This window comes from Hydrogenimonas cancrithermarum (genome assembly GCF_030296055.1).
GTDB classification, from domain to species: domain Bacteria; phylum Campylobacterota; class Campylobacteria; order Campylobacterales; family Hydrogenimonadaceae; genus Hydrogenimonas; species Hydrogenimonas cancrithermarum.
The window spans coordinates 2,200,328-2,222,728 of record NZ_AP027370.1; the positions used below are offsets into that span (position 1 = coordinate 2,200,328).

The following is a 22,401-nucleotide window of genomic DNA, read 5'->3' on the forward strand; positions in this document are numbered from 1 at the left end:
GTTCAATTTCAAGGTGGGGAAAGTGTTGATGGAAATAGCGGAACTTTTCTATTTTTTCTCTTCCTTCTCGTGAACTTTCGAATAACCGAAAAAGGTTCAGTGAAATAATTATAACGTAAATTTGTAACCTTTCCGTGGTAAAATGAACGACATGAAACATTATGAGATCGAACGAAGATTTTTGCTTTACCCCTGCTCCATGAAAAGATTTCTCAAGAAAGAGGGATTTCACTGGAAGTCGATCAGGATCAGACAGTTTTATCTTGTGTCCGATGGGAACGAAATGGTGCGCTACCGTCAATATGGAGAGCGTTATATCAAAACTGTCAAACACGGATCCGGGATGGTCAGGAAAGAGTTCGAAACAGAGATTTCCAAAGATGAATTTGAAAAAGCGGAGCGTCAGAACCGTTGCGGCGTCATCGAAAAGACCCGGCGGATTGTCGAGTTCGAAGGAAGAGTTTTCGAGGTCGACAGTTTCAAAAAGAGATTGAAGGGGTTGAACCTGCTTGAAGTGGAATTCGAAGATGAATCGGAAGCGAACGCATTCCGACTGCCCGACCCTTTTGGAAAAATCGTGGTCGATGAAGTGACTGAAAAGAGAGCCTTTTCCAATGGGGCGCTGTCGCGTTCGATGCAAATTCCTTCCATCGAGACCCCTTTGCCTTCGCTGTTGGCACAGATCGAGCGTAGGGAAGATTTCCTGAAAGCTTCCACCACCATATCGTTCGGGCCCTACGAGAGCGGTGCCCATGCCGTAAAAACGGTGTTTTATACACTTTTAAAAACGGTGGAAGCCAACCGGGATGCCATTCTCGCGGGAGATAGTGATCCCGAGAGGCTGCATCAGCTGCGTGTCGCGATGCGCAAACTCAGAGCCCTTTTGTCGCAGATGAAACCGCTTTTCAATCCGATATGGTGCGACGAGCGGAGGCAGAAACTCGCTACGCTTATGCGTAAAACTTCCATGCGGCGTGACATCGATGTCTATCTCGAAGCGATCCCCAATTACAAAGCGATGCTCCCAAAACATCTGCGTAAAGGTCTGGATGCATTGGAACGCTATCTTGTCGAGAGTGCGGAAGAGAGCGGACGTGAACTTGTCGATTTTTTGCAGAGCCCCGATTTCAACGGGGAGATCGATACGCTTTTCGATTTTTGCCGTCATGATGATGATGGAGCGCTTACCGTCCGCAGCAGAGGTCCCGTTATCATCGAACTCAAACGGGTATTGTTCAAACGCTATAGACGTATTTTGAAAAAAGGGCATGCCCTTGACGATTCATCGCCTGCACAGGCCTACCATCTTCTGCGTATCGACGTGAAGAAACTTCGCTATATGATGGAGTTCTTCGCGTCGGTTTTCGACCATGATGCCTATGTGACGATGCTCAAACGTCTCAAGAGCATCCAGTCCGTTTTGGGAGAGCACCAGGATCTGGAAGTGCAGCGCCAGCATCTCAAAGCATTGGGCAGGCTGCCGCAGCTGCATAACGACAAAACGATTGCCGCTCTCGAAGCGTTGCGCAAAGAGATGGCACGGCTCGAAGAACGAAAACGCCATGAGTTCAGAGAAGTGTTCAAGGCGTTCGCCCACACTGAAGAGCTTTTTCAGAGAATGATTTGCAAATTTTAAACTGTGCAATACCAGTTATATTATAAAGGAGAACGATGCATACCCGTTCACTCTATGTTATTTCCAAAGAGCCGCATGCCGGAAGTCTTTTTGTTTCGATGGGGCTGATGGAGATTCTAAAGCGCCAGTTCAAGCGGGTCGCCTTTTTCAAGCCGATCGTTGCAGCGGAAGAAAAAGAGGAAGATATCGAAACGGTTCTCACGCTTTTCGGTATGGACCAACGCTCCGAAGAAGCCCAGGGCATAAGTACGAGCGAGGCCGAAGTTTTTTTGGCGAGGGGTGAAGAGGCAAAGCTTTATGAAACCCTCATTTCCCGTTTCGAGTCCCTCCATGATCGTTACGACTTCGTTCTGTGTCTTGGATTTTTCGATCCGCATCTCATCGAGGTGGTGGATTTCGATCTGAATCTTCGCATTGCCAAAAACTTCTCCTCTCCTGTCGCCGGCGTCGTGAGTGCCCGGGGCAAATCGCTGGAGGCGGCGCAGGAGGATATCCTGCTGTGGGAGCGGGTTTTGAAAGAGGAGGGGCTCAAACCTTTCGCCTTTTTTATCAACCATGTCCAACAGACACTGGCATGTGATATGGATATCGTGAAGCCTTTCAAAGGGGTTCCATGTTTTCCGATTCCCTATGAAGAGGAGATCGACAAACCGACGGTTCTGGACCTGCTGGAGGTGACGGGTGGCGAGATCTTGGATATGAAAGATGAGCGGCGATTGGAACAGACGATCAACAAATCGCTGATCGCGGCGATGCGCCCGGAACATTTTCTTCGCTATTTCGAAGAGGGCGACCTGGTGATCGTACCCTCGGACCGTTCGGACATCCTTCTCGCGGTTCTCGCGGCCAATCAGGCCAAGGGATTTCCGAGTGCTTCGGCTGTCGTCATAGGCGGAGAGATGGATCCGGCAGAGAACATTTTGCAGCTGCTGGCATCGGATGAGATGTTTCGCATCGTGCTTATAAAGGTACCGCTCGATACGATGCAGATAGCGATGCAGGCACAAAAGATGGTGGCGCGTATCACGCCGAAACATCGCAGGAAAACCGCTCTCGCGCTAGGCCATTTCGCCAAATATGTCGATACGGAGCTGATCGAGAAATCACTTGCTAAGAGCGAACTCGATATTGTGACGCCTGCGATGTTCTTGCATCGTATCTTTGCACGGGCTGCACGTAAAAAGGAGCGAATCGTTCTGCCCGAGAGTATGGATGACAGGGTTCTCAGGGCCGCGGAAATTATTTTTCGCCGCAATCTCGCCGAAATTGTCATACTGGGTGAGAAAGCTTCGATTCTCGATCGCGCGGGGATTCTGGGAATCGACCTGGAAGGAATCGAGTTTGTCGATCCGCTCGAGAGCGGCTACCTCGAGAGATTCGCACAGAAGTTTTATGAACTGCGCGAAGCCAAAGGGATCACGCTGGACGAAGCGAAGGATACGATGAAGAACTGGACCTATTTCGCGACGATGATGGTCTATGAGGGGATGGTTGACGCAATGGTCTCGGGTGCGACGCACACGACGCGCGAAACGGTGCTGCCTGCGCTTCAGATTATCAAGACAAAACCCGGTATCGATATTGTTTCGAGCATCTTTTTCATGTGCCTGGATACACGGGTGTTGGTCTATGGTGACTGTGCTATCGTCCCGGACCCCACTCCCTCGGAACTCGCCCAGATCGCGATCGAGTCGGCTGAAACGGCCAAAGCGTTCGGAATCGAGCCGATTGTGGCGATGCTCTCCTACTCCACCGGCGAAAGCGGTGTTGGCGAAGATGTCGAAAAGGTGCGCGAAGCGACAAAGATCGCCCAGTCGTTGCGTCCGGATCTTTTGATCGAAGGACCGATGCAGTACGATGCGGCGATCGATCCGGAGGTCGGTCGGCGCAAGATGCCGGGCAGCAGAGTGGCAGGCCGTGCCACTGTCTTCATTTTTCCCGATCTCAATACGGGCAACAACACCTACAAAGCGGTACAGCGTGCGACAGGAGCCATCGCGATCGGGCCTGTTTTGCAGGGGCTGCGGAAACCGGTCAACGACCTGAGCCGCGGCTGCAGCGTCGAAGATATCGTAAGCACCGTCGCCATTACAGCGATCCAGGCACAAAAATCATGAAGATTCTGGTTCTAAACGCCGGCAGTTCTTCACTCAAATATGCCCTCTATGAGAACCTGGGAAAGAGGGTCGAAGGGAATATCGAGCATATCGGTGAACCAAACGGCCCCAAAGACCATCGTACCGCACTCTTTGAAATTGAAAGAGAACTGGCGGGGCATGGTGAAATCCGTGCGTTCGATGAGCTCGATGCTGTCGGCCATCGTGTGGTCCACGGCGGTGAAAAGTTTGTCGAACCCGTACAGATAGACGAGCGCGTCGTCGAAGCGATCCGGGCACTGATTCCGCTGGCACCGCTTCATAATCCGGCCAATCTTCAGGGTATAGAACTGATGCGAAAGCTGATACCCGACATCCCGCAGGTAGCGGTGTTCGATACGGCGTTTCATCAAAGTATGGAAGAGGAAGCCTATCTTTACGCCATTCCTTTGGCACTCTATGAAAAATATGGAATACGGCGCTACGGATTTCACGGTACCTCTCATGCGTATGTGGCGAAAGAGGCGGCGAAGTATTTGAAAAGAGCGCCTGAAACTCTCAATCTTATCACGCTTCATCTGGGCAACGGTGCGAGTGCCTGCGCTGTCCAACGGGGGCGTAGTGTCGATACCTCGATGGGGTTTACCCCGCTGGAAGGGCTTGTGATGGGAACGCGCAGTGGCGATATCGACCCGGAAATTCCGATTTTCATGCAAAAAGAGGGGATGGATGCGGACAGGCTGCTCAACAAGGAGAGCGGTCTGAAAGGCTTATGCGGACACAATGATGTACGCACCATAGAGAAGATGGCGAAAGCAGGCGACAAAACGTCCCGGACGGCATTGAAAATTTTTTCCCGAAGGATAAAAAAATATATCGGGGCCTATACCGCTTTGCTCGGGAATGTCGATGCGGTTGTTTTTACGGGAGGGATAGGCGAACACAGTGCCATGGTCCGCCGAATGGTTTGCGAAGGATTGGAGCCTCTGGGAATTTGTCTCGACGATACAAAAAACCGAAAAAATGTGAATATCGTCTCGACGGAGGGAAGCGGTGTGAAGATACTCGTCATTCCAACGGACGAAGCGCTCGAAATCGCCCGTCAAACCGAAACAGTTTTAAGCGTTCATAAGTTATAATCTTTATAAACATATTTATCTCAAAGGAGAATCAATGGCAGTCAAAGTAGCGGTAAACGGAACGGGACGAATCGGCCTCTGCGTCATCAAGATAGTGATGGAGCGTGACGATATGGAGCTGGTCGCTCTCAATACGACGGCAAAACCGGAGATGCTGGAGTATCTTCTGAAATACGACACCGTACACAAAGGGATCGACGCGAAAGTGATCGATGACGAGACGATCGAGATTGCGGGCAAGCCGGTAAAAATGTTCAGCGAACGGGACATCACCAAACTCGATTTCGGTTCGGTCGGGGCCGATGTGGTCGCCGAGTGTACCGGAGTGTTCCTGACAACGGAAACGGCGCAGAACCATCTGAAAGGGAGTGTCAAAAAGGTTGTTCTCAGTGCACCGGCCAAAGACGATACACCCACTTTTGTCATGAACATCAACACCGATACCTACGCCGGTCAGTCTATCGTCTCCAATGCCAGCTGCACGACCAATGCACTCGCCCCCGTCTGCAAGGTGCTAGACGATGCATTCGGTATCGAAAACGGCTTGATGACGACGGTCCACTCCTATACGAACGACCAGAACCTTCTGGATGTGAAACATAAAAAAGATTTCCGCCGTGCCCGTGCCGCGGCGATGAATATGATTCCGACATCCACCGGCGCCGCCAAAGCGATCGGTCTTGTCATGCCACACCTCAAAGGCAACCTGAACGGCTTCGCGATGCGTGTACCCACTGCGGATGTCTCTGTCGTCGACTTGACCGTGAACCTGAAAAAAGGGGTGAGTGTCGAGAGTGTCAATGAAGCGTTTGCAGAGGCGGCGGAGAAGAGCTTCAAGGGGCTCATCGAGATCGACAACGACAAGCGCGTTTCGAGTGACTTTATCGGTTCGTCCTACAGCTGTACATACGTTCCGGACCTGACCCGTGTCGTCGGTGAAAACACCGTCAAAGTGATCGCCTGGTACGACAACGAATGGGGCTACAGCTGCCGCCTCGTCGATATGATGCATTTCGTCTCGACACACTGATCTCTCCACTATCTATAACGGGTGGCTCTCCTGCCGCCTGAACCTTTGACCTGCATCAAATCTCCTTTAACATAAAAAAGTTATAATGCATGAACACTACTTTTTAGGAGTAAGTATGGATATCACATTCGATATGTTCATCGAGACGGAAGTTCCTGAAGATGAGGTCATCATTTCCCGAACCGATCTGCAAGGTGTTATCACCTACGTTAATGAAACTTTCGCAAAAATCTCCGGTTACAGTGCCGAGGAGCTGATTGGAAAGCCGCATAATATTCTTCGCCATCCCGATATGCCCAGATCGGTCTTCAAAGATCTGTGGGAGACGATTCGAAAAGGTGAAAACTGGAGCGGATATGTCAAAAATATGCGCAAAGACCGTGGGTACTACTGGGTCTTCGCCGAGATTTCCGGCGTGTATAAAAACGGAGAACTGGTCGAATACAAGTCGATCCGCTCCCCTGTTCCCAAAGAGAAACGCATCGAAATGCAGGATATTTACGACGATATGCGCTGGGCGGATGGCGAGAATGTACGGATGGTGACCTATCTGCCGTTTGAGACCTTCGAAAAGCTCGAGCGCGCCGCCGATGAGAAGAAGATGAGTGTCGAAGCGTACATCGATTCACTTCTTTGAATATTTTTTCTGCAGAAAGAGAGCGGGAAACGTCCACTTTCGTAATTTAGAAAATGTCGACTTCATTATTACTCCCGAAACCCTTTAAATGAGTGGATTTAAGTGAATGAACAAAAAAGAGATCAAAGTCTGTCTTATTTTCTAAAGGCGCGACGCTGCCGGCAAAGATGGCACGATCAAGCGGTTTATAGAGTATTTGAGCCCGCGAGAGGCGCGTGCCGTAACACTTGGAAAACCGAGTGACAGGGACAAAAAGTCGTGGTGTTTCCAGCGCTGTATTCCGCACCTTCCCAATGGTTGCGAAATCGTTTTTTCAATGGCAGCTGGTACAACCGGCCAGGTATCGAAAGAGTGATGGGGTTTTGCACTCCAAAAGAGTACAAACTCTTTATGAAGGAGGTTGGAAGTTTCGAGCAGATGCTGAGGTATTCGAAGATGATTTTTTTCAAATATTATCTGGATATCAGCAAGAAAGAGCAGGAAAGGCGGCTCGAAGCACGGAAAAAAAGATCCGCTTAAACAATGGAAACTGAGCCCGATCGATCAGCAGGCGCAGATAATGTCGAAGCGATGGCCTGGTATGGCCTTGAACGGTGGGAAGTGTCCCGGAACTTGAAAAGAGGCTTGGAAAGATCGAATAGAGGGTCTATTGTGAAGATTGGGATATAATTGTATCAAACGTGACAGGTGGCAGAAACGATGTTGGCAAAAATTAATGCCGAAAGGATTGTAGATGTGGAAAATATGGCTTGAGATGGATGAGGAGACACGACAGAAGGTCGCCAAAAATGCGAAGGTTGCGGGCATTGTCATGATGCTTTTGGGCCTGATAGGGATTCTTTTTCCCGGGTTGATGTCACTCGCGACGATCTTTTTTGTCGGTTGGTTGCTGCTTCTTGGCGGTATGATGTCCGGCTATTTTACCTGGATGACCGACAAGAACGACTGGCTTGGATGGCTCAAAGCGTTCATTCTCGTTGCGACCGCACTTTTTATCATCGTCAAACCATTGCCGGGCATTGCTGCTGTCGGCCTTCTGCTCGCGATCTATTTTCTCTTCGATGCGTTTGGGAACACGGCACTCGCATTTACGATGAAACCGGCGAAAGGATGGTGGCTTTGGCTGGTCAATGGCGTTTTCTCGTTGATCCTCTCTTTCATCTTTCTTGTCGGCTGGCCGTTCAGCTCTCTCTATCTGGTGGGACTGTTTGTCGGAATCAGCCTTTTTATCGATGGTATCGTCCTTATGACGCTCGGTAATTATCTCAAATCCGGTAAAGAGTGACGTCGGGGCATCGCTAGACAGTTGTTGGAATAGTGTGGTCAACGATCGTCGGAAATCGGTTTTGTGTACTGCATGGTGTCATACGGTTGAATATCCCGGATGTAGTTGCAGCTCCGTTCGGCGTCTTTCCAGTCGCACGATGCCGTGTTGCAGACGATGTTTCTGGCGATACATGATATCGGTTGCAATCAAGGAGGTTTGGTATGTTTGAAAATACGATTCGATCGGGTCATCTCTCTTTTTCGTTTTTTCGGAGAACTCGATGATGCAAAACGATCCATCGGCAAATATCGTCATTCCGGAGCTTCCAGATGAAGTGAAAGGGATCGGTGAGATCGCTTTGAATCTATGGTGGACGTGGAATCCGAGAGGAAAGAATCTTTTCAAACTCTTGAATCGTTATTTATGGAAAGAGAGCGAGCAGAATCCGATCAAACTGCTCAGATCCCTTTCCGAGTCACAGATACGCGCGCTCTCCTCGAACGAAAGCTTCATGCGCGAATACCGTTATGTCTACGCGCTTTTCAATCAGTATATGCAGGACAAGACACTCTATTCGATAGAGGAGCCGTTACCCGTCGTCTACTTCTGCGCCGAATACGGCCTGCACCATTCGGTTCCCATCTATTCCGGAGGTCTCGGGTTTCTTGCCGGTGACATTCTGAAAGAGTCGAGTGACATGGGACTGCCGATGGTTGGCATCGGGTTCATGTATCCCCAGGGTTACGTGCGGCAGGTCATCGGTAGTGATGGATGGCAGAACGGTGCCAACGAATCGATCGACAAAGATACCGCGCCGATCGAGCGGGTACTCGACGAGAACGGGGAGCATTTGACGATCCAGGTCCCCTTCATCGATCCGCCCGTCTATACGGCGGTGTGGAAGATCAATGTGGGGCGTGTCACACTCTATCTGCTCGATACCGATATCGAACAGAATGACCCATGGGATCGGCAGATCTCTTCGCATCTCTACGCTCCCGATATCAATCAGCGCCTGAGACATCAGATTGTGCTTGGAATCGGCGGTTACAGAGTGCTCGAGGAGCTCGGTATCGAATACTCCATTTTGCATCTGAACGAAGGTCATCCGGCTTTCGCTCTTTTCGAACGGGTTCGGGCGTTTATCGAGAATGAAGGGATGACACTGGACGATGCGATCGAACGGGTAAAGAAAAGTTCTGTTTTTACGACCCATACACCGCTTCAGGCTGCCACCGATGTATACAGTTTCGATCTTATGAGCCACTATTTCAGCGGTTACTGGAAACGCCTGGGAATGGAAAAGGAGGAGTTCATGCGTTTTGGGATGAATCCGGACAAGCCACAGGCGGGATTCAATATGACGGTTTTCGGACTCAATATGTGCGAATATCGCAATGCCGTCAGCAAGAAACACTGCGATGTCACCCGCAAGATTTGGCGGAACCTTTTCGAGAGTGAAGAGCGTGCGGCCGAGGCGATCGACTATGTGACCAATGGTGTCCATTTATCTACCTGGCTGGGAGATGAGCTGACCGACGAACTGGATAAAACACTCGGCGAGAACTGGCTCAACATGCAGGATGTTTCCGATATCTGGCTTCGAATCGACGAGTTGGATGAGAGGAAAATCTGGGACCTTCACTATACGTACAAGGTACGAATGGTCAACTTCATTCGTGAGCGGGTGCGCAGGAAGTGGTCGGACGAGGGAATCGATCCCCTCGTCGCGATGGCGGAAGGGGTGATGCTCGATCCCGATGTGTTGACGATAGGCTTCGCGAGGCGGATGACGGCGTATAAACGGCCAGACCTGATACTTCATGACCTCGATCGGCTCGAGAAGATTATCAACAACTTTTCACGTCCCGTGCAGATTGTCTTTGCCGGTAAAGCGCATCCGGCCGACAACCCCGGGAAGAAGATTTTGCAGCGTATCTTCAAAACGGCACAGGATCCGCGTTTTCGGGGGCGCATCGCCTTCGTGGAGGATTATGGGGAGAATGTGGCGAAATATTTGGTACGCGGATGCGATGTCTGGCTCAACAATCCGCTCATCCCGATGGAGGCGTGCGGTACGAGCGGAATGAAAGCGAGTATCAACGGCACATTGCACTGCTCGACACTCGACGGATGGTGGCCCGAAGGATTTAGCGGCCAAAACGGTTGGGCCTTCGGCGGCGACGTTTCGAGCGACGATTCGGATGCCGCGGCGCTTTACGATACGATAGAAGAGAAGATCGTTCCGCTTTTTTACATACTCGACGAGAATAATCTTCCCATTGGATGGATTAGGATGATGAAAGAGGCGATGAAGAGTGTCGCGCCGAATTTCAGCGCAAGGCGTATGATGAAGGATTATCTGTCGAAGTTTTACCTGCCGATTTCAAAAAGGTGTCTATCATGGGACGACTGATTCTTCTGCGTCACGGCCAGAGCCTCTACAACAAAGAGAATCTCTTTACCGGCTGGACCGACGTCGATTTGAGCGAAGAGGGGATCGAAGAGGCGAAACGTGCAGGAGAGATCTTGCTGAAACACGATCTGCTCCCCGACATCTGCTTCACATCATGGCTCAAACGTGCGATTCACACGGCACAGTTGGCACTGAAAGAGATGGAGTGGGAGCAGATCGACTGCATCAAGAGTTGGAAGCTCAACGAACGTCACTACGGTGCATGGCAGTGCCACAACAAAGATGCGATAAGAAAAGAGGTGGGAGATGAGATGTTCATGGCGGTTCGAAGAGGTTACGACACCTCTCCGCCTCCGCTGCAAGACGGCGATCCGCGTCTCGCTGAAAACGATCCGAAGTACCGAAAACTCGATCCTTCGTCACTACCACGCGGCGAATCGCTCAAAGCGACGCGTAAAAGAGTGCTAAACTACTTCGCAGAAGCGATTGCGCCGGAGCTTGCACGCGGGAAGGATCTCCTCGTCAGTGCACACGGAAACTCGTTGCGTGCATTGGTGATGGCGATCGAGCATCTGACACCGGCGGAGATCGTCGAAGTGGAGATACCGACCGGCGAACCGATCGTCTATGTTTTCGACGAGACACTCCACCTTTTAAGGAAAGAGCGGCCGGCCAGATTTTCAAAGGATTAGCGGGTTGACAAAAAATTCCAAATCATATTGTATAATAAAGGTGGTATACCTTTGTGTTATTTTTTCATACATGTATACCTCAATGGCGCTACCCGCATTCAATGGTCTCTAAAAGGAGGAGGCAATGGAGTTGAACGGCTACGAGTGCTATGCAAACGGCACGGTAAAACCAAAAAAGATGTTTGTGAAAAGGCGTCTAAAAGGGAAAAACGGCGATCAGTTTTATGGTAGCGATATCGTAAAACCGGAATCTTTGGAAAAGATGAGAGAAAAAAAACGGCGAGTTATGTATATAGGCTCTCGCTAAAGCGTAAGGGAGTGCGGGTAACGCTTTTAAGATGCCGGAGCGAATCGGAAAATAACACGTTTTTCATATTTCATTTCACTTGGAGTCTTTAAAGAGCGCTCATGCGATGCTATGATTGCTATGATAAAATAGAGATATGAAAGATAATATTATTCTAGAAAAGATCAAACGTCTTCCGCAAAAGAGTCGGGAGAAATTCTATCTGCGCCTTAGAGAAAAAGCTCTCCTTCGGACGCGTGCCAGACTGGTGGAAAGCAGGGTGGATATCGAGACGTTGAGTGACGAGGAGATCGAGATCATCATCGCCGACGAAGAGGATAAGCTGATCGGTGAGTACAAAAGCAAAGGGCTCATCGCGTTGTTGGCGCTCCTTGGGATCTCCTGGATATAACGATGTACCACTATTTGAAATGGGCCGCATTGAGCCTCTTTTTCAAACGGAATATCCGATATCTCATATTTCTTCTCATCGGGTTGATCGGTATCTATGTCGCCGATGCGGTGTACCAGGACATGGTGGAATTTTCGGTCGTATCCAAAGAGACCGGAAATATCGGCAAATACCTTCTGATGAAATGGATCGCCGTACTCTTTTTCAGCGGTATGGTCGTTTGGTCGATCTTCAAATTTGGATTTGGCAGAAAGAGCGCTTCGAAAGAGAAGAGATCGAACGAGGCGGTGTTGGAAAACGACCCCTACATGAAGCGTCTCAAAAAGTTCAAAACCCCAAAAAAACTCCGTTCAAAATCGGATCTTTTGATAGAGAAGAAGAGAAAAAATAGAGATTGGCATTTTAGAGCTTAGATCCTTCGTTATGGAAACGAGTCGGCCATAAACCCCCATTCTGTGTATTGAAGACGGTAGTGTCTGCATTTTGGGCCTAAACATCGATTTTCAAAATGGTTGTAGCGAGTATGTAACGTTGAGATCGATGTTCCCACGGTCGGATTCGCCCATGATTTCCACTTCGAGTTTGTTTGTGGAGATCCATTTCAGAAACTTCATACGGGGATGTTCGATATCTTCGATCGAATATCCCGTTGTTTCGCGTACCCGATTCCAAAGTTGGACGGCAAATGGAGGGGAGATTCGCCGAAAGCATCCCTTGGGCGTTTTCCGGTAGAGCCTGACGATTTGCAGGTTGGACATCATCAGCGTTTCGACGGCGAGCGCATCGCCGTTGGGAGAGGGGTAGACTTCGTAATCGATGGCGTCGTCCGCAAGCATACAGCTTTTTTCTCCCGTTTTCACCATCAGCAGGCCGTTGCCTTTGACAATCGCAAAAGAGGAGGGAGCCTCATGGGTTTCCGCTTTCAACGATGGTTGTTGACACCCGGCCAATACTATCAGCGGGAGTATGAAGAAGAGATATCTAATCATCTCTTCTCGGATCGTTTTTCAAATAGAAACCGAAAAGTCTCTTGACTGCATCCGAAGTTCTTTTCCCCGGCCATCCATCCACTCTTAGGGCGATACCCGGGAATTTGTTGAGAAAGCGTTGGAGCTTTTCCGCTTCCGGGATGGGGTGATCGCTATAGATAAAGAGCGGTTCGGTTATTTCGGCCAGTTCTATCTCTCCGCGTTCTTCCATCCGGTGAAGCAGTACGGCGGAGCCGCACTGTCTCGATTTGGCGGTGTCGGACCATCGGCCGTCGGCGATATATTTTCCGCTGGTATAGTGGTTCGACCACGACCAGAGATAGGGTGAGAGGACATGGGGGTGATAGAGGCGGTAGCCCCAACCGTTGTAGCCTTCGAGTTCGTAGAGGAGTCGAGGAAGCGGCCATTGTGGAACTTTGTCGACTCCCCGCATTTTCATCGCATCGACGGCACTCTCTTCCCAAGTAAATGGCGGCGTACCCTGTTTCGGCCTTCCGGCGGGTACGTGTTTGGTTCTATCGGTGAGAGGGTCACCGTTGTGCAGATGTTTCGTGAAATCCTGGCTGCTCTCCATGGTGTGAATCGCCGCTATGAAATACCATGGCGCTCCTACTTCCGTCGCTACATTTACATAACGGTTTTTGTGATTCAAAATATTGTCGACGAGCCGATCGATTTCGTCGAAACGGGATCTTGTCGCGACACACTCCCTGTATAGGTTTTCATACTCTTCCGCCAGACCGGCACTATATTTCACTTTTGCCATAAGAGACTCCTGAACAGATTTCAATAACCAATTATAGTGAAAGAAAGTTGCATCGGGATTTCATTTTTTAAAAAGGGCAGTGCGATAAAAATGTTTCGAGTCCGACTTCATAAAATGATGCGATGCAACAGAAATGAAATTTTTTGTCTGTAGACTTGTAGATGTGAAACGAAATGGATAGGAAACCCGATCTGTTTTTATCTAATATTTTATCTGAATTGTAAAAAATAAAAGCAAGATTTGATTAAAATATGTTGTTGTACGAAAATCAAAAGGAGTCAAGATGCTTGAGCTGCTTAAAAACAATTATGAAATCATTATCATGCTGGTCGGTATATTGTTGATCGTGATGGGCTTGATTCTTTTTATAACCGGAAGATATTCCAACAACGAGAACCATGTCGAGGGGTTCGGTATCAAGATGGATGTGAAAAATCCATCGCTCATACTCATAGTTTTTGGAGTCTTTCTGCTGGTCGCACCTATGACATTGAACAAAAAAGAGCCTTCGGTGGAATCCAGACCCGGCAACCTAACGCAGAAAGTCGAGGAAACACCCTCTCCATTGAAGAAAACCGAGGTAGATGAAACACCGAAAAGTCGGGCACAGCCAAAGAGTGTCGCCCCGAAACCTGAAATAAAAGAGCATGGTGAAAGAAGAAGCACACCTGTTAAAGCCCCTTTCCTGGGTACGTATCAACTCGTTTCGTATATCGAAAACGGCATGACGATACCCGTCAACGGCCAATTGGCCATAGGGAATTTACAGAACGGTTCATATCCTTTCAGTGCAAAATATCAGGTGGTAGATGAGTGGGGTAACGTGCTGATTTTCATGTACGAGGGATATTTTGTCAAAAGGCAAGGGCAGTGGTTCTTGAAAGTCAACAGGTCGAACGATCCCGATTGGGTGGATCTTGGAGAGGTCGCTACGCGGTTTATATTCGATAGAAGTTCGAATTCGTTGGGGCTGCGCTATTTCTACGATGCCGATGTTGCATCCGTATGGCAGAAAATTCGTTAAAGGATCGAGATGAGAGATGAAACCAGATTTATGAAAGAAGATATAAGCAATGGGCTGTTCGTCATTTTCGAGTCATATAGCGAAACCGCGAAAATGGATGGTTTACATGAAATATGTACCGGTTTTTTGGATGATTTTCACTGGAACGATCCCGAAGCGTTCAGGAGCGGCGCGTTCCGCATACTCGATGAAACGAGACGAAAGCTGAAAAGCGAAACCTCGATGAAACCCGAAACGATGGACGATGTATTGGAAGAGATTCACGATCTTCTTTTCAAGAAGGTCTATTACCGATTCATTCTCGATCGGGAATCGGAGTGGATCGAAAAGAGACGGGAACTCGCAGACGACCATGAGCGCGACGACCCTTCCCATGACGCTTTCGGACTTGCGCTATCCGGCGGAGGGATTCGTTCAGCGACGTTCAACCTTGGGCTGCTGCAAACACTCCAGCGATACGATATATTCAAAAGCGTCGACTATCTCTCGACCGTTTCGGGGGGTGGGTATATCGGTTCATCCCAAACCTGGCTGAAATATGTGAAGCCGGAGCTGGAATACCCGTTCGGGGCGAAACGAAAAGACCACGATGGAATGGGCGGTAAAATTCTTTCATGGCTGCGGGATCACGGCAATTATCTCAATCCGGGGCATGGCCTGAATCTATGGAGTCTTATAGGCGCTTTTATGGGATCGGTGCTGATCAACGTGCTCATTCTCGTTCCGATTTTTCTTCTGGCCGTTTATCTCTTGTATATCACTTCGCCATATCATGTTTTTGCATATGTAGGCGCACTCCTGCTTCTTGTTTACGTTGCCAAAATCGCATTGTACGCTCTGGATACTGTAAGGGACGAAAGGCCAAATTTTTACCAACAGAGGCTACAGCGAAAAAGAGCGGGAAATTTTTTGATGTCCGCCGTTTTGATGCTTGCGGTAGGTTCGATTCCATGGCTGCACGATTTCTTGAACATGCATCTGAAAGATTGGATCGACACCGTTTCTCTCTCCACGCTCGGCGCAGGGCTCGCTTCTTTTATAACGGCTTACAGCAAGAGTAAAACCGAAGAGAGCCAACCGAAGGGCGCGATGTCGTTTTTGTTGTCCGCAGGGGTTGGACTCATGCTTTACGGCGCTCTCATATGGGCCTATCATCTTTTCTGGCTCAGTTCGGTGGGTACGGGATTGTTGCTTCCCTTGTCTGTGTCGCTCTCTTTTTCCGGTCTTATTTTCATCATGCCGAAAATATTCAAAAATTCGATCAAAACGGCCTGTGCCGCTTCAGTGATTTTGCTGGCCGTTTCCATTGGAGTGAGTACCGGATTTCTGCTGGATGGGACGGTGGCGAGTTTCGGAATCGGAATGCTCTTGCTTCTTTTGTTGCCCATTTCCGCACTGTTCGCCGCTTATACGAAAATCAATTATGTCAGTATGCATCGTTTTTACAGAAACCGGTTGATGGAAGCCTACTTTCCGTGGAATGTGGTCGATGTCGAGGTCGAAAAAGCCGATAAATTCTATTTGAAAGATATGAAACCCGCAAAGACTCCCTATCACATCATCAACACCAACGTCAATATGGTCGGCTCCAAAAGAACCAGACAGCGTGAACGCGGCGGGGATAATTTTATTTTGTCCCCACTCTTTTGCGGTTCCGACGTGACGGGTTACAGGCCGACCGACCGATACGCCAGTGGTGGGATGAATCTTGCAACGGCGTTCGCCATCTCGGGTGCCGCCGTCGACCCAAACACCTACGCTACACGCTCCAAGCCTATTTCGTTTGTCATGTCTCTTCTCAACGCCAGACTGGGCTATTGGATAGAGAACCCCAGAAAAATAGACGGTGTGGAACGGATCGGTTGGAGTTACTATATCTCCATTTTCAAAGAGCTGTTCGGCAGTGGGTTGAACGAAAACGAAACCTATATCCACCTTGCGGATGGGGGCCATTTCGAAAACCTGGGCGTTTATGAGTTGATTCGGAGAAAATGCCGCTATATCATTGTTTCAGATGCAGGTAAAGACCCGGATTTCACGTTTGGGGATCTCGCGAAGGCGATAGAGCTCGCCAGAGTCGATTTCGGGGCGCAAATCACTATCGACACCGAGCCTTTGAGGCCCTTAGGCGAGGAGAAGATATCCGATACGGCTTTTGTCTACGGCACCATCACATACAATGACGGAAAAGTCGGAGATCTGATCTATGTGAAAACGACCATCGTCGAGGGGTTGCCGGAAGATATCTACAGTTACCGCAGAACCAACCCGAATTTTCCGGACCAGACAACCACCGATCAGTTTTTCGATGAAATGCAGTTCGAAGCGTATAGAGAGCTGGGGTACCAGATAGGGAAACGACTGTGCAAAGGGAGGGAGCAGGAAGATTTCACTTCGATCTTCAGGCATTGATGGATTCTGTCGTTTCCGCTCAAAGAGGCATCGGGTGTCGTTTGTGCTTGATACCACCTCTCCTTTTAATAAAAATAGAATATACTATTTAAAAATAAAGTATAGCGATGACGATACCCACCTTCATCACATTCTCCCGCCATCGTGCGAAAGCCGCCGAAAAGAGCGGCCCACTTCTTAGTGTTACACTTGGACGTTTCATTCGTGATTTTTTCGAAAAGAGAAGCCTTCAGCGTGCCATCGTGCCCGAAGAGGCGGCCTATATTCTCTTTCACTTGCTGAGACAAAACGGTTCGAAACATTTTGCCTACATACAAAACCCCGACAGCGACACCCTTCGGCAGATGGCCGCCTTTTTCATTCGCTGTAAACGAAACGATGCCGGAGTCGGTGCTTTCTTTTATACCGAAGAGAAGAAAAAAGAGCTGGAGAGGCTTTTTGAAAGCTACAATCGTTTCCTCGACGAACATGGTCTGGCGGATATGGGGGATATCGAAGGATTTTTTCTCGAACATATCGAAGAGGTCGACACCGCCCGCCTGATGCTGGACGACTTCACTCTCCATGGCATCCGGCTTTTCGAGTCCAGGCGGCAGGAGATGGCCTATGAACAGCTTGCGAAATCGTCGCAGACTTTTAGCTCGCCACCGACACTCAAAAACGCCCGACTTTATGGCATCGAGGCATTCGACCGTTTCGACGAAATGCGTATGGCACTGAAAACTGCCAGGGAGCTGATCGAACGAAATGGAGTGGCGCCGGAGGATATCAAGATCGTTGCAAGTTCCGTCGAGACGTACTTTCCCCTCTTTGAAACGCTCCTGCCGGAACTTGGGCTAGTGGGATACAGCCGGCGTGGAACGCCTCTTAAAGCACTGCTGCCGATAGCTGGAAAAGGGGAACATCCGCTGCTTCGTCAGGCGAAAAGAACGCAAAAACAGCTGATGGAGCAGGCCCGAATCATTGCGAAACGGCTTGAAAAAACAGGTATAGCGACAGAGAAAAAAGCGATATTCGAAAAGCTTGCCGCAGCGGCCTATGTCAAAGATGCGGGACGAAACGGTATCGAGCTGCTGGAGACCAACCAGATTTTCGATCTGCACGATCTTGGCCATCTTATCTTCGTAGGGGCCGACATGGAGCAGTTTCCGCCCAAGAAAGAGGAGGGTGTTTTTTACACGAATGAAGAGGAGCGGAGATATCTCTTCACCAACTCCCTCTATGCCACGAGCCGCGCGCACTATGCGCTGATGAAAGAGATCGCCGAAAACCTCTATGTCGTCCATGCAGGCCGTCGGGGAAAGATGAAACTTTCCCGTTCGATGATCGTCGATGATCTTTTGGAACCGTTCGATCCCAAGGTTCTGAGCGATATCGAACAGATAGGATACGGCCGCCGTATCTGCCTACCGGAAGCGGAAGCGTTTTTGTCCGACGTTCAAAACGATACACCGACCCGCTACGACGGAGCGGGTGTGGGAAGTTTCGAAGCGGAGCATCTGAGTGCCAGCCGCATCAACCGCTACCTTGGCTGTCCCCGCCGCTATTTTTACAGTTACATACTGCAGCTTCAACCGCCGATGAAAGAAGAGGAGGCGATGGAAGCGACGACACAGGGACGCATTATGCATCTTTGTTTCGAGCTCTACGCCAAAGCGGTAAAACGAGGAGAGATCGATCCGGACGATAATGGTGCCGCGGAAGAGGCGATGAAGGAATTTGCCAAACAGGCTTACGAAAGTATACTCGAAGAAGAGCAGATCGAGCCCAATATCTATTACGACATTTTCTTTGACGGCCTTGTTCGAGGCCTTGGAGAATCGGTGGATAATCCCGGAGTGTTGAAAAACTTTCTCATCTATACCAGGAAAATGCGCAAGGAGCTGGCAGAGTTCCGCTATTCGGAGATGGAAAAACGGTTCCTTCTCGATAAAAATCTGGATATAACCGATAGCGAAGAGGCTGCCTTCATCAAAGGCATCATCGACCGCATCGATGTCAACGACGAAGTGTTGATCCACGACTACAAGAGCAAGCGGGTGAAGGGTATCGACACGAAAAAGATCGAGCAGATCGAGGGTTTGAAGGATCTACAGCTAGGGCTCTATCTCTACTACGCCAAACGGCTTTATCCCGAGAAAAAGATCAAAGCCTCGCTCATAAGTTTCAAAACCGACAACGGCCAGCCATGGGTCGAGTTTGCGACCCTGGCCAACTATGACATACCCAAACCGCCGCGGATGCGCAACCAGCATTTCGTGTTGTATGACGACACGTACGAAGCTGCACTCAAGGCCCGTATCGAAGAGGTCAAAGAGGGGATTGCAGCCGGGGCTTTCGTCTGGGATGACAGCAATGAGGAGCAGTGCGGCTGGTGCGAGTTCGGAAAGATCTGCAAACGAAGAGCGAGGGTTGTGGAAAAATGATAGAAAACAGATTTACCATCATGCATACTTTCGCCATCAGTGCCGGTGCCGGAAGCGGCAAGACCTACACCCTTTCGCGCCGGTATATCAATGCCGTGCTGGGGTTCGACTTTTTCACCGAATCCGACGGGCAGCAGCAATATGTCGAAGGGCATGAAAAGAGAGCGGCCGATCTTCACGAGATCGTAACCATCACCTACACCGAAGCGGCGGCACTGGAGATGAAAGAGCGCATATTCGCGCTGATGGCGAAGGTGCTCCATTTCGATTCTCTGGATCGAAAAGACGGCGACTACGACTCCGTTTCCCGAGCCTTCGAAAGCCTGAATGGACCGCTAAGAGAGTATGTACGGAGTCGTCTCCAACAGGCGCTCGAACGCATGGACGAGGCCATCGTGACTACGTTTCATGGATTTTGTCTTCGTGTACTGAAACGCTACGGCGATTATGTCGGAATCGACGGGACGCTGACCGTCGTGCCCGAAGATGAGCGTGAAGCGAAATTCGAAGAGGCCTTTTATGAGACGATCAACGATGACGCCCATAAAAAATCGGTACTCGAGATCAGCCGTCACGTCTCTTTGTTCAAATCCCGGGAGATTATCCGGCGCTATGTTTTCGATCAGCGGTTTCGAAAGAATATGCGGCATTTCAGAATCGATTCGAATGGCATCGCTTCACTGCTTAAAGACTTCAATCTGCCCGAAGAGGATGGGACGCTGGCGGCGGCGATGGAGGAATTTTCCGAAAACGGCCTGGATGCTGCATCGCTTGGAAAGTGGGTGGAGAGTTTCGCACGGTTTGAAGCGTTCCCCTTTTTGGACATAGAGGAACGGGTTGGTGTAAAGTTCGACTATCGAAAAAAGGAGATCAAAGAGAAATATCCAAATCTCCGCACGCTTCGTGATCGTTACAGTGGATTGGTGGACCTCTTTCGCATCGATTGGGAGAAAGAGAAGCGGTTCGCCGGTCTGATCGAAACGTTCAAAACGCTTCTTGACGCCATAAAAAACGGGTATGACGAAAAACTTGCCGCAGACGGGCAGGTTGACTTCGATCTTATCATCGAAAAAGCTGACGAAGTACTTCGGAAGGTCGATCCAGGCTTTCGTTACGTGATGGTGGATGAGTTTCAGGATACCAATGCTCTGCAGTGGTCCATCGTGCGACGCATCGCCCAAAAGAGCAATCTCTTTGTCGTCGGGGACGAAAAGCAGTCGATCTACTCTTTCCAGGGTGGTGAGATCGAGGTTTTCAAGAATGCACTGGAGGAACGCTTCAAAGGCAGGGTTGTGCCGATGAACGTCAATTATCGCAGCGACAAAGCGGTGCTCTCCTTTATCAACGAGCTCTTCTTCCATATCTTCTCTCCTCCAAAAAATATGCCTGTCCGCACCGACTTCTATGCTGAACATCAGGTGCTTGACGCTCATAGTGAAGAGCAGGGGAGTGTCACCTTGCTTTTGACGAAGAAGCCAGAGAAAGAGGATGAGACAAGTGCGGCTGAAAAAGAGGCCGAAACCATCGCCCGTTTCATTGTGGAAATTCGGGATGGAAAGCATCATCGGCACATTAAAAAGCTGATGGATGTGCGAAAACCCGCGATCGCCGTTCTCTACGACGCCAGGGGGAAGATGCCCGAGCTCAAAAAAGCGCTGGATCGCTACGGCGTTGCATGCAAGGTCAGCGCCGGCGAGAACTTTTGGCAGAAACCGGAGATTCGCGATATCTACTTCGTCCTGCATGCGCTGCAGATCCTTTCGCAAAAGAGCGATTTTGACGATTTCGACCGCTATGTCTTCGCTGGGGCGCTGAAAAGCGACATTGTCCATCAAGACGATGCCAAACTATACGAGGCGATTGAAAAGGAGGATTACGAGGCGATTGGACGATGGAACGAAACGATGCCGCTCTCCCTTCATGAACGCATCCGCCGTCTTTTCATCGACAGCGGTGCTTACCTGGCTTACGCGGTTCGAGGTGAAGGGTTCGAGCAGGCGGTGGCCAACATCGAGAGCCTGATCCACGAGGCGGTTCTTTTCGAATCGGAGTACGGGTACGATCTGCGCCGCTTTGTGGAGATGATGCGCGAAAACATCTTTTTCAGCGATGTGGAAAAAGAGGAGGCATTCTTTCGTGCGGAGGGTTTGGAGAGTGTCGAGCTTTGCTCCATTCACTCCACCAAAGGGCTGGCCTATCCGATGGTGATACTGGCCGACACCGCCAAGCGCCTGACGCGACAGACCGATACGGAAGGGATCAAACAGAACCGTTTCAAGGATGCGGAAGGCAGGGAGCATACATTGATGGGTTTCAAACTCGGCGATTATTCGCCGCTTTCGTATCGATTGCTTTCGCATATCGATCGGCTCAAACATATGGAAGAGAAAAAGCGACTTTTGTATGTCGCTTTGACCCGTGCCGAACACGATCTGGTTATTTCGGGCATCGAACCTTTTGAAAAGAGTTCATATGCCGAGATGCTCGCGCAGGCTCTGAGGGTGGAGAGCTTTGCCGATATGCCCGAAACACTGGAATTGCCGGAGTGCCGGGTCAAGGTATGGTGGGACGATACATCCGAAAAGCCGAAAGAGAAGCCGATAACGAGAACGTTCGAGTGTGCCCGGCCTTTGAAGGCGTTGCCGTTTGAGGAAAAAGAGTATACGACACCCTCTAAAAGCGATGAAACCTACGATAGCGAACAGGCGCTCATCGGAACCATCGTTCACCGTATCATCGAGCTCTATCACGAAACGCTTCATGAAACACAGATCGGGAAAGTGCTGGATGAATACGCCATCGACGATCCCGGAACGATCGAAAAGATCGAAACGCATATCGAGGCGTTCAAGCACAGCCCGATCTACACGACGATATGCGGGGCCAAAGAGAAGTATTTCGAGTTCCCGATCGAAACCGAAACCGTACGTGGCAGCATCGATCTCCTTTATTACGACGAAAAGGGACAAGAGTGGGTCGTCGTCGATTTCAAAACCGGACATGTCCGGGACCATTCGGCGCAGCTTGAAAAGTATGTGCAGGTATTGAAAGAGAAGGGTTTCCAGTCAGTCAGGTCGGAAATAGTCTATATTTGAAAGGTTGAATGATGGACACATGACACACTGTTGTCATGACTATGGGGCATAATCTCCTTATCCCGAAAAAGGAGAAGC

The 22,401-nt window shown here is 49.7% G+C and carries 18 protein-coding genes and 1 pseudogene; 16 read left to right on the forward strand and 3 right to left on the reverse strand.

Going from position 1 to position 22,401, the window contains the following annotated elements:
- Positions 1-151 precede the first annotated feature (151 nt).
- From QUD54_RS11150 to QUD54_RS11180, 7 genes and pseudogenes are all read left to right on the forward strand, one after another.
- Entirely contained in the window at positions 152-1,636 is a 1,485-nt protein-coding gene (locus QUD54_RS11150) for a CYTH and CHAD domain-containing protein (protein ID WP_286336805.1), read from the forward strand.
- A gap of 35 nt (positions 1,637-1,671) precedes the next feature.
- Positions 1,672-3,753, forward strand: a complete 2,082-nt coding sequence (gene pta, locus QUD54_RS11155) for a phosphate acetyltransferase (protein ID WP_286336806.1) — start codon at positions 1,672-1,674, stop codon at positions 3,751-3,753.
- Entirely contained in the window at positions 3,750-4,871 is a 1,122-nt protein-coding gene (locus QUD54_RS11160; protein WP_286336807.1) for an acetate/propionate family kinase, read from the forward strand. The genes pta and QUD54_RS11160 overlap by 4 nt, the downstream gene beginning before the upstream one ends.
- 34 nt (positions 4,872-4,905) lie before the next feature.
- The gene (gene gap, locus QUD54_RS11165; RefSeq protein ID WP_286336808.1) at positions 4,906-5,901 is read left to right on the forward strand and encodes a type I glyceraldehyde-3-phosphate dehydrogenase; all 996 of its coding nucleotides are present in this window, start codon (positions 4,906-4,908) and stop codon (positions 5,899-5,901) included.
- A 115-nt stretch (positions 5,902-6,016) separates the two neighbouring features.
- Complete coding sequence (locus tag QUD54_RS11170; RefSeq protein ID WP_286336809.1) at positions 6,017-6,538, forward strand: PAS domain-containing protein; 522 nt, start codon at positions 6,017-6,019, stop codon at positions 6,536-6,538.
- A 196-nt stretch (positions 6,539-6,734) separates the two neighbouring features.
- A pseudogene (locus QUD54_RS11175) lies at positions 6,735-7,057 on the forward strand (hypothetical protein).
- A 214-nt stretch (positions 7,058-7,271) separates the two neighbouring features.
- Entirely contained in the window at positions 7,272-7,823 is a 552-nt protein-coding gene (locus QUD54_RS11180; protein ID WP_286336810.1) for an HdeD family acid-resistance protein, read from the forward strand.
- 38 nt (positions 7,824-7,861) lie between these two features.
- On the opposite strand, the gene QUD54_RS11185 is transcribed toward QUD54_RS11180, so the two are convergent.
- Positions 7,862-8,011 carry a hypothetical protein gene (locus tag QUD54_RS11185; protein ID WP_286336811.1) on the reverse strand — a complete coding sequence of 50 codons (150 nt, stop codon included), beginning with the start codon at positions 8,009-8,011 and terminating at the stop codon, positions 7,862-7,864.
- Between the two features lie 74 nt (positions 8,012-8,085).
- On the opposite strand from QUD54_RS11185, the gene glgP reads away from it, so the two are divergent.
- From glgP to QUD54_RS11210, 5 genes are all read left to right on the forward strand, one after another.
- Complete coding sequence (glgP, locus tag QUD54_RS11190) at positions 8,086-10,221, forward strand: alpha-glucan family phosphorylase (protein ID WP_286336812.1); 2,136 nt, start codon at positions 8,086-8,088, stop codon at positions 10,219-10,221.
- Entirely contained in the window at positions 10,209-10,913 is a 705-nt protein-coding gene (locus QUD54_RS11195; RefSeq protein WP_286336813.1) for a 2,3-bisphosphoglycerate-dependent phosphoglycerate mutase, read from the forward strand. Before glgP ends, QUD54_RS11195 begins: the two co-directional genes overlap by 13 nt.
- Positions 10,914-11,037: 124 nt before the next feature.
- Positions 11,038-11,220, forward strand: coding sequence for a hypothetical protein (locus QUD54_RS11200; protein ID WP_286336814.1), 183 nt, complete (start codon positions 11,038-11,040; stop codon positions 11,218-11,220).
- 136 nt (positions 11,221-11,356) lie between these two features.
- Positions 11,357-11,611 carry a hypothetical protein gene (locus tag QUD54_RS11205; protein ID WP_286336815.1) on the forward strand — a complete coding sequence of 85 codons (255 nt, stop codon included), beginning with the start codon at positions 11,357-11,359 and terminating at the stop codon, positions 11,609-11,611.
- 2 nt (positions 11,612-11,613) lie between these two features.
- Positions 11,614-12,024 (forward strand): hypothetical protein, encoded by a 411-nt coding sequence (locus tag QUD54_RS11210; protein WP_286336816.1) that lies wholly within the window; start codon positions 11,614-11,616, stop codon positions 12,022-12,024.
- Positions 12,025-12,114: 90 nt separating this feature from the next.
- On the opposite strand, the gene QUD54_RS11215 is transcribed toward QUD54_RS11210, so the two are convergent.
- Together QUD54_RS11215 and QUD54_RS11220 are read right to left on the reverse strand one after the other, a co-directional pair.
- Entirely contained in the window at positions 12,115-12,600 is a 486-nt protein-coding gene (locus tag QUD54_RS11215) for a hypothetical protein (RefSeq protein ID WP_286336817.1), read from the reverse strand.
- Positions 12,593-13,366: a hypothetical protein gene (locus QUD54_RS11220; protein ID WP_286336818.1), complete on the reverse strand. Its 774-nt coding sequence runs from the start codon at positions 13,364-13,366 to the stop codon at positions 12,593-12,595. The genes QUD54_RS11215 and QUD54_RS11220 overlap by 8 nt, the downstream gene beginning before the upstream one ends.
- A gap of 283 nt (positions 13,367-13,649) precedes the next feature.
- Between QUD54_RS11220 and QUD54_RS11225 the strand changes: the two genes are divergently transcribed.
- From QUD54_RS11225 to QUD54_RS11240, 4 genes are all read left to right on the forward strand, one after another.
- A complete protein-coding gene (locus QUD54_RS11225; protein ID WP_286336819.1) occupies positions 13,650-14,390 on the forward strand; it encodes a hypothetical protein in 741 nt (246 codons plus the stop codon).
- A gap of 9 nt (positions 14,391-14,399) precedes the next feature.
- Positions 14,400-16,802 (forward strand): patatin-like phospholipase domain-containing protein, encoded by a 2,403-nt coding sequence (locus tag QUD54_RS11230; protein ID WP_286336820.1) that lies wholly within the window; start codon positions 14,400-14,402, stop codon positions 16,800-16,802.
- 107 nt (positions 16,803-16,909) lie between these two features.
- The gene (locus QUD54_RS11235) at positions 16,910-19,228 is read left to right on the forward strand and encodes a PD-(D/E)XK nuclease family protein (RefSeq protein ID WP_286336821.1); all 2,319 of its coding nucleotides are present in this window, start codon (positions 16,910-16,912) and stop codon (positions 19,226-19,228) included.
- Positions 19,225-22,323 (forward strand): UvrD-helicase domain-containing protein, encoded by a 3,099-nt coding sequence (locus tag QUD54_RS11240; RefSeq protein WP_286336822.1) that lies wholly within the window; start codon positions 19,225-19,227, stop codon positions 22,321-22,323. Before QUD54_RS11235 ends, QUD54_RS11240 begins: the two co-directional genes overlap by 4 nt.
- Positions 22,324-22,401: the final 78 nt, after the last annotated feature.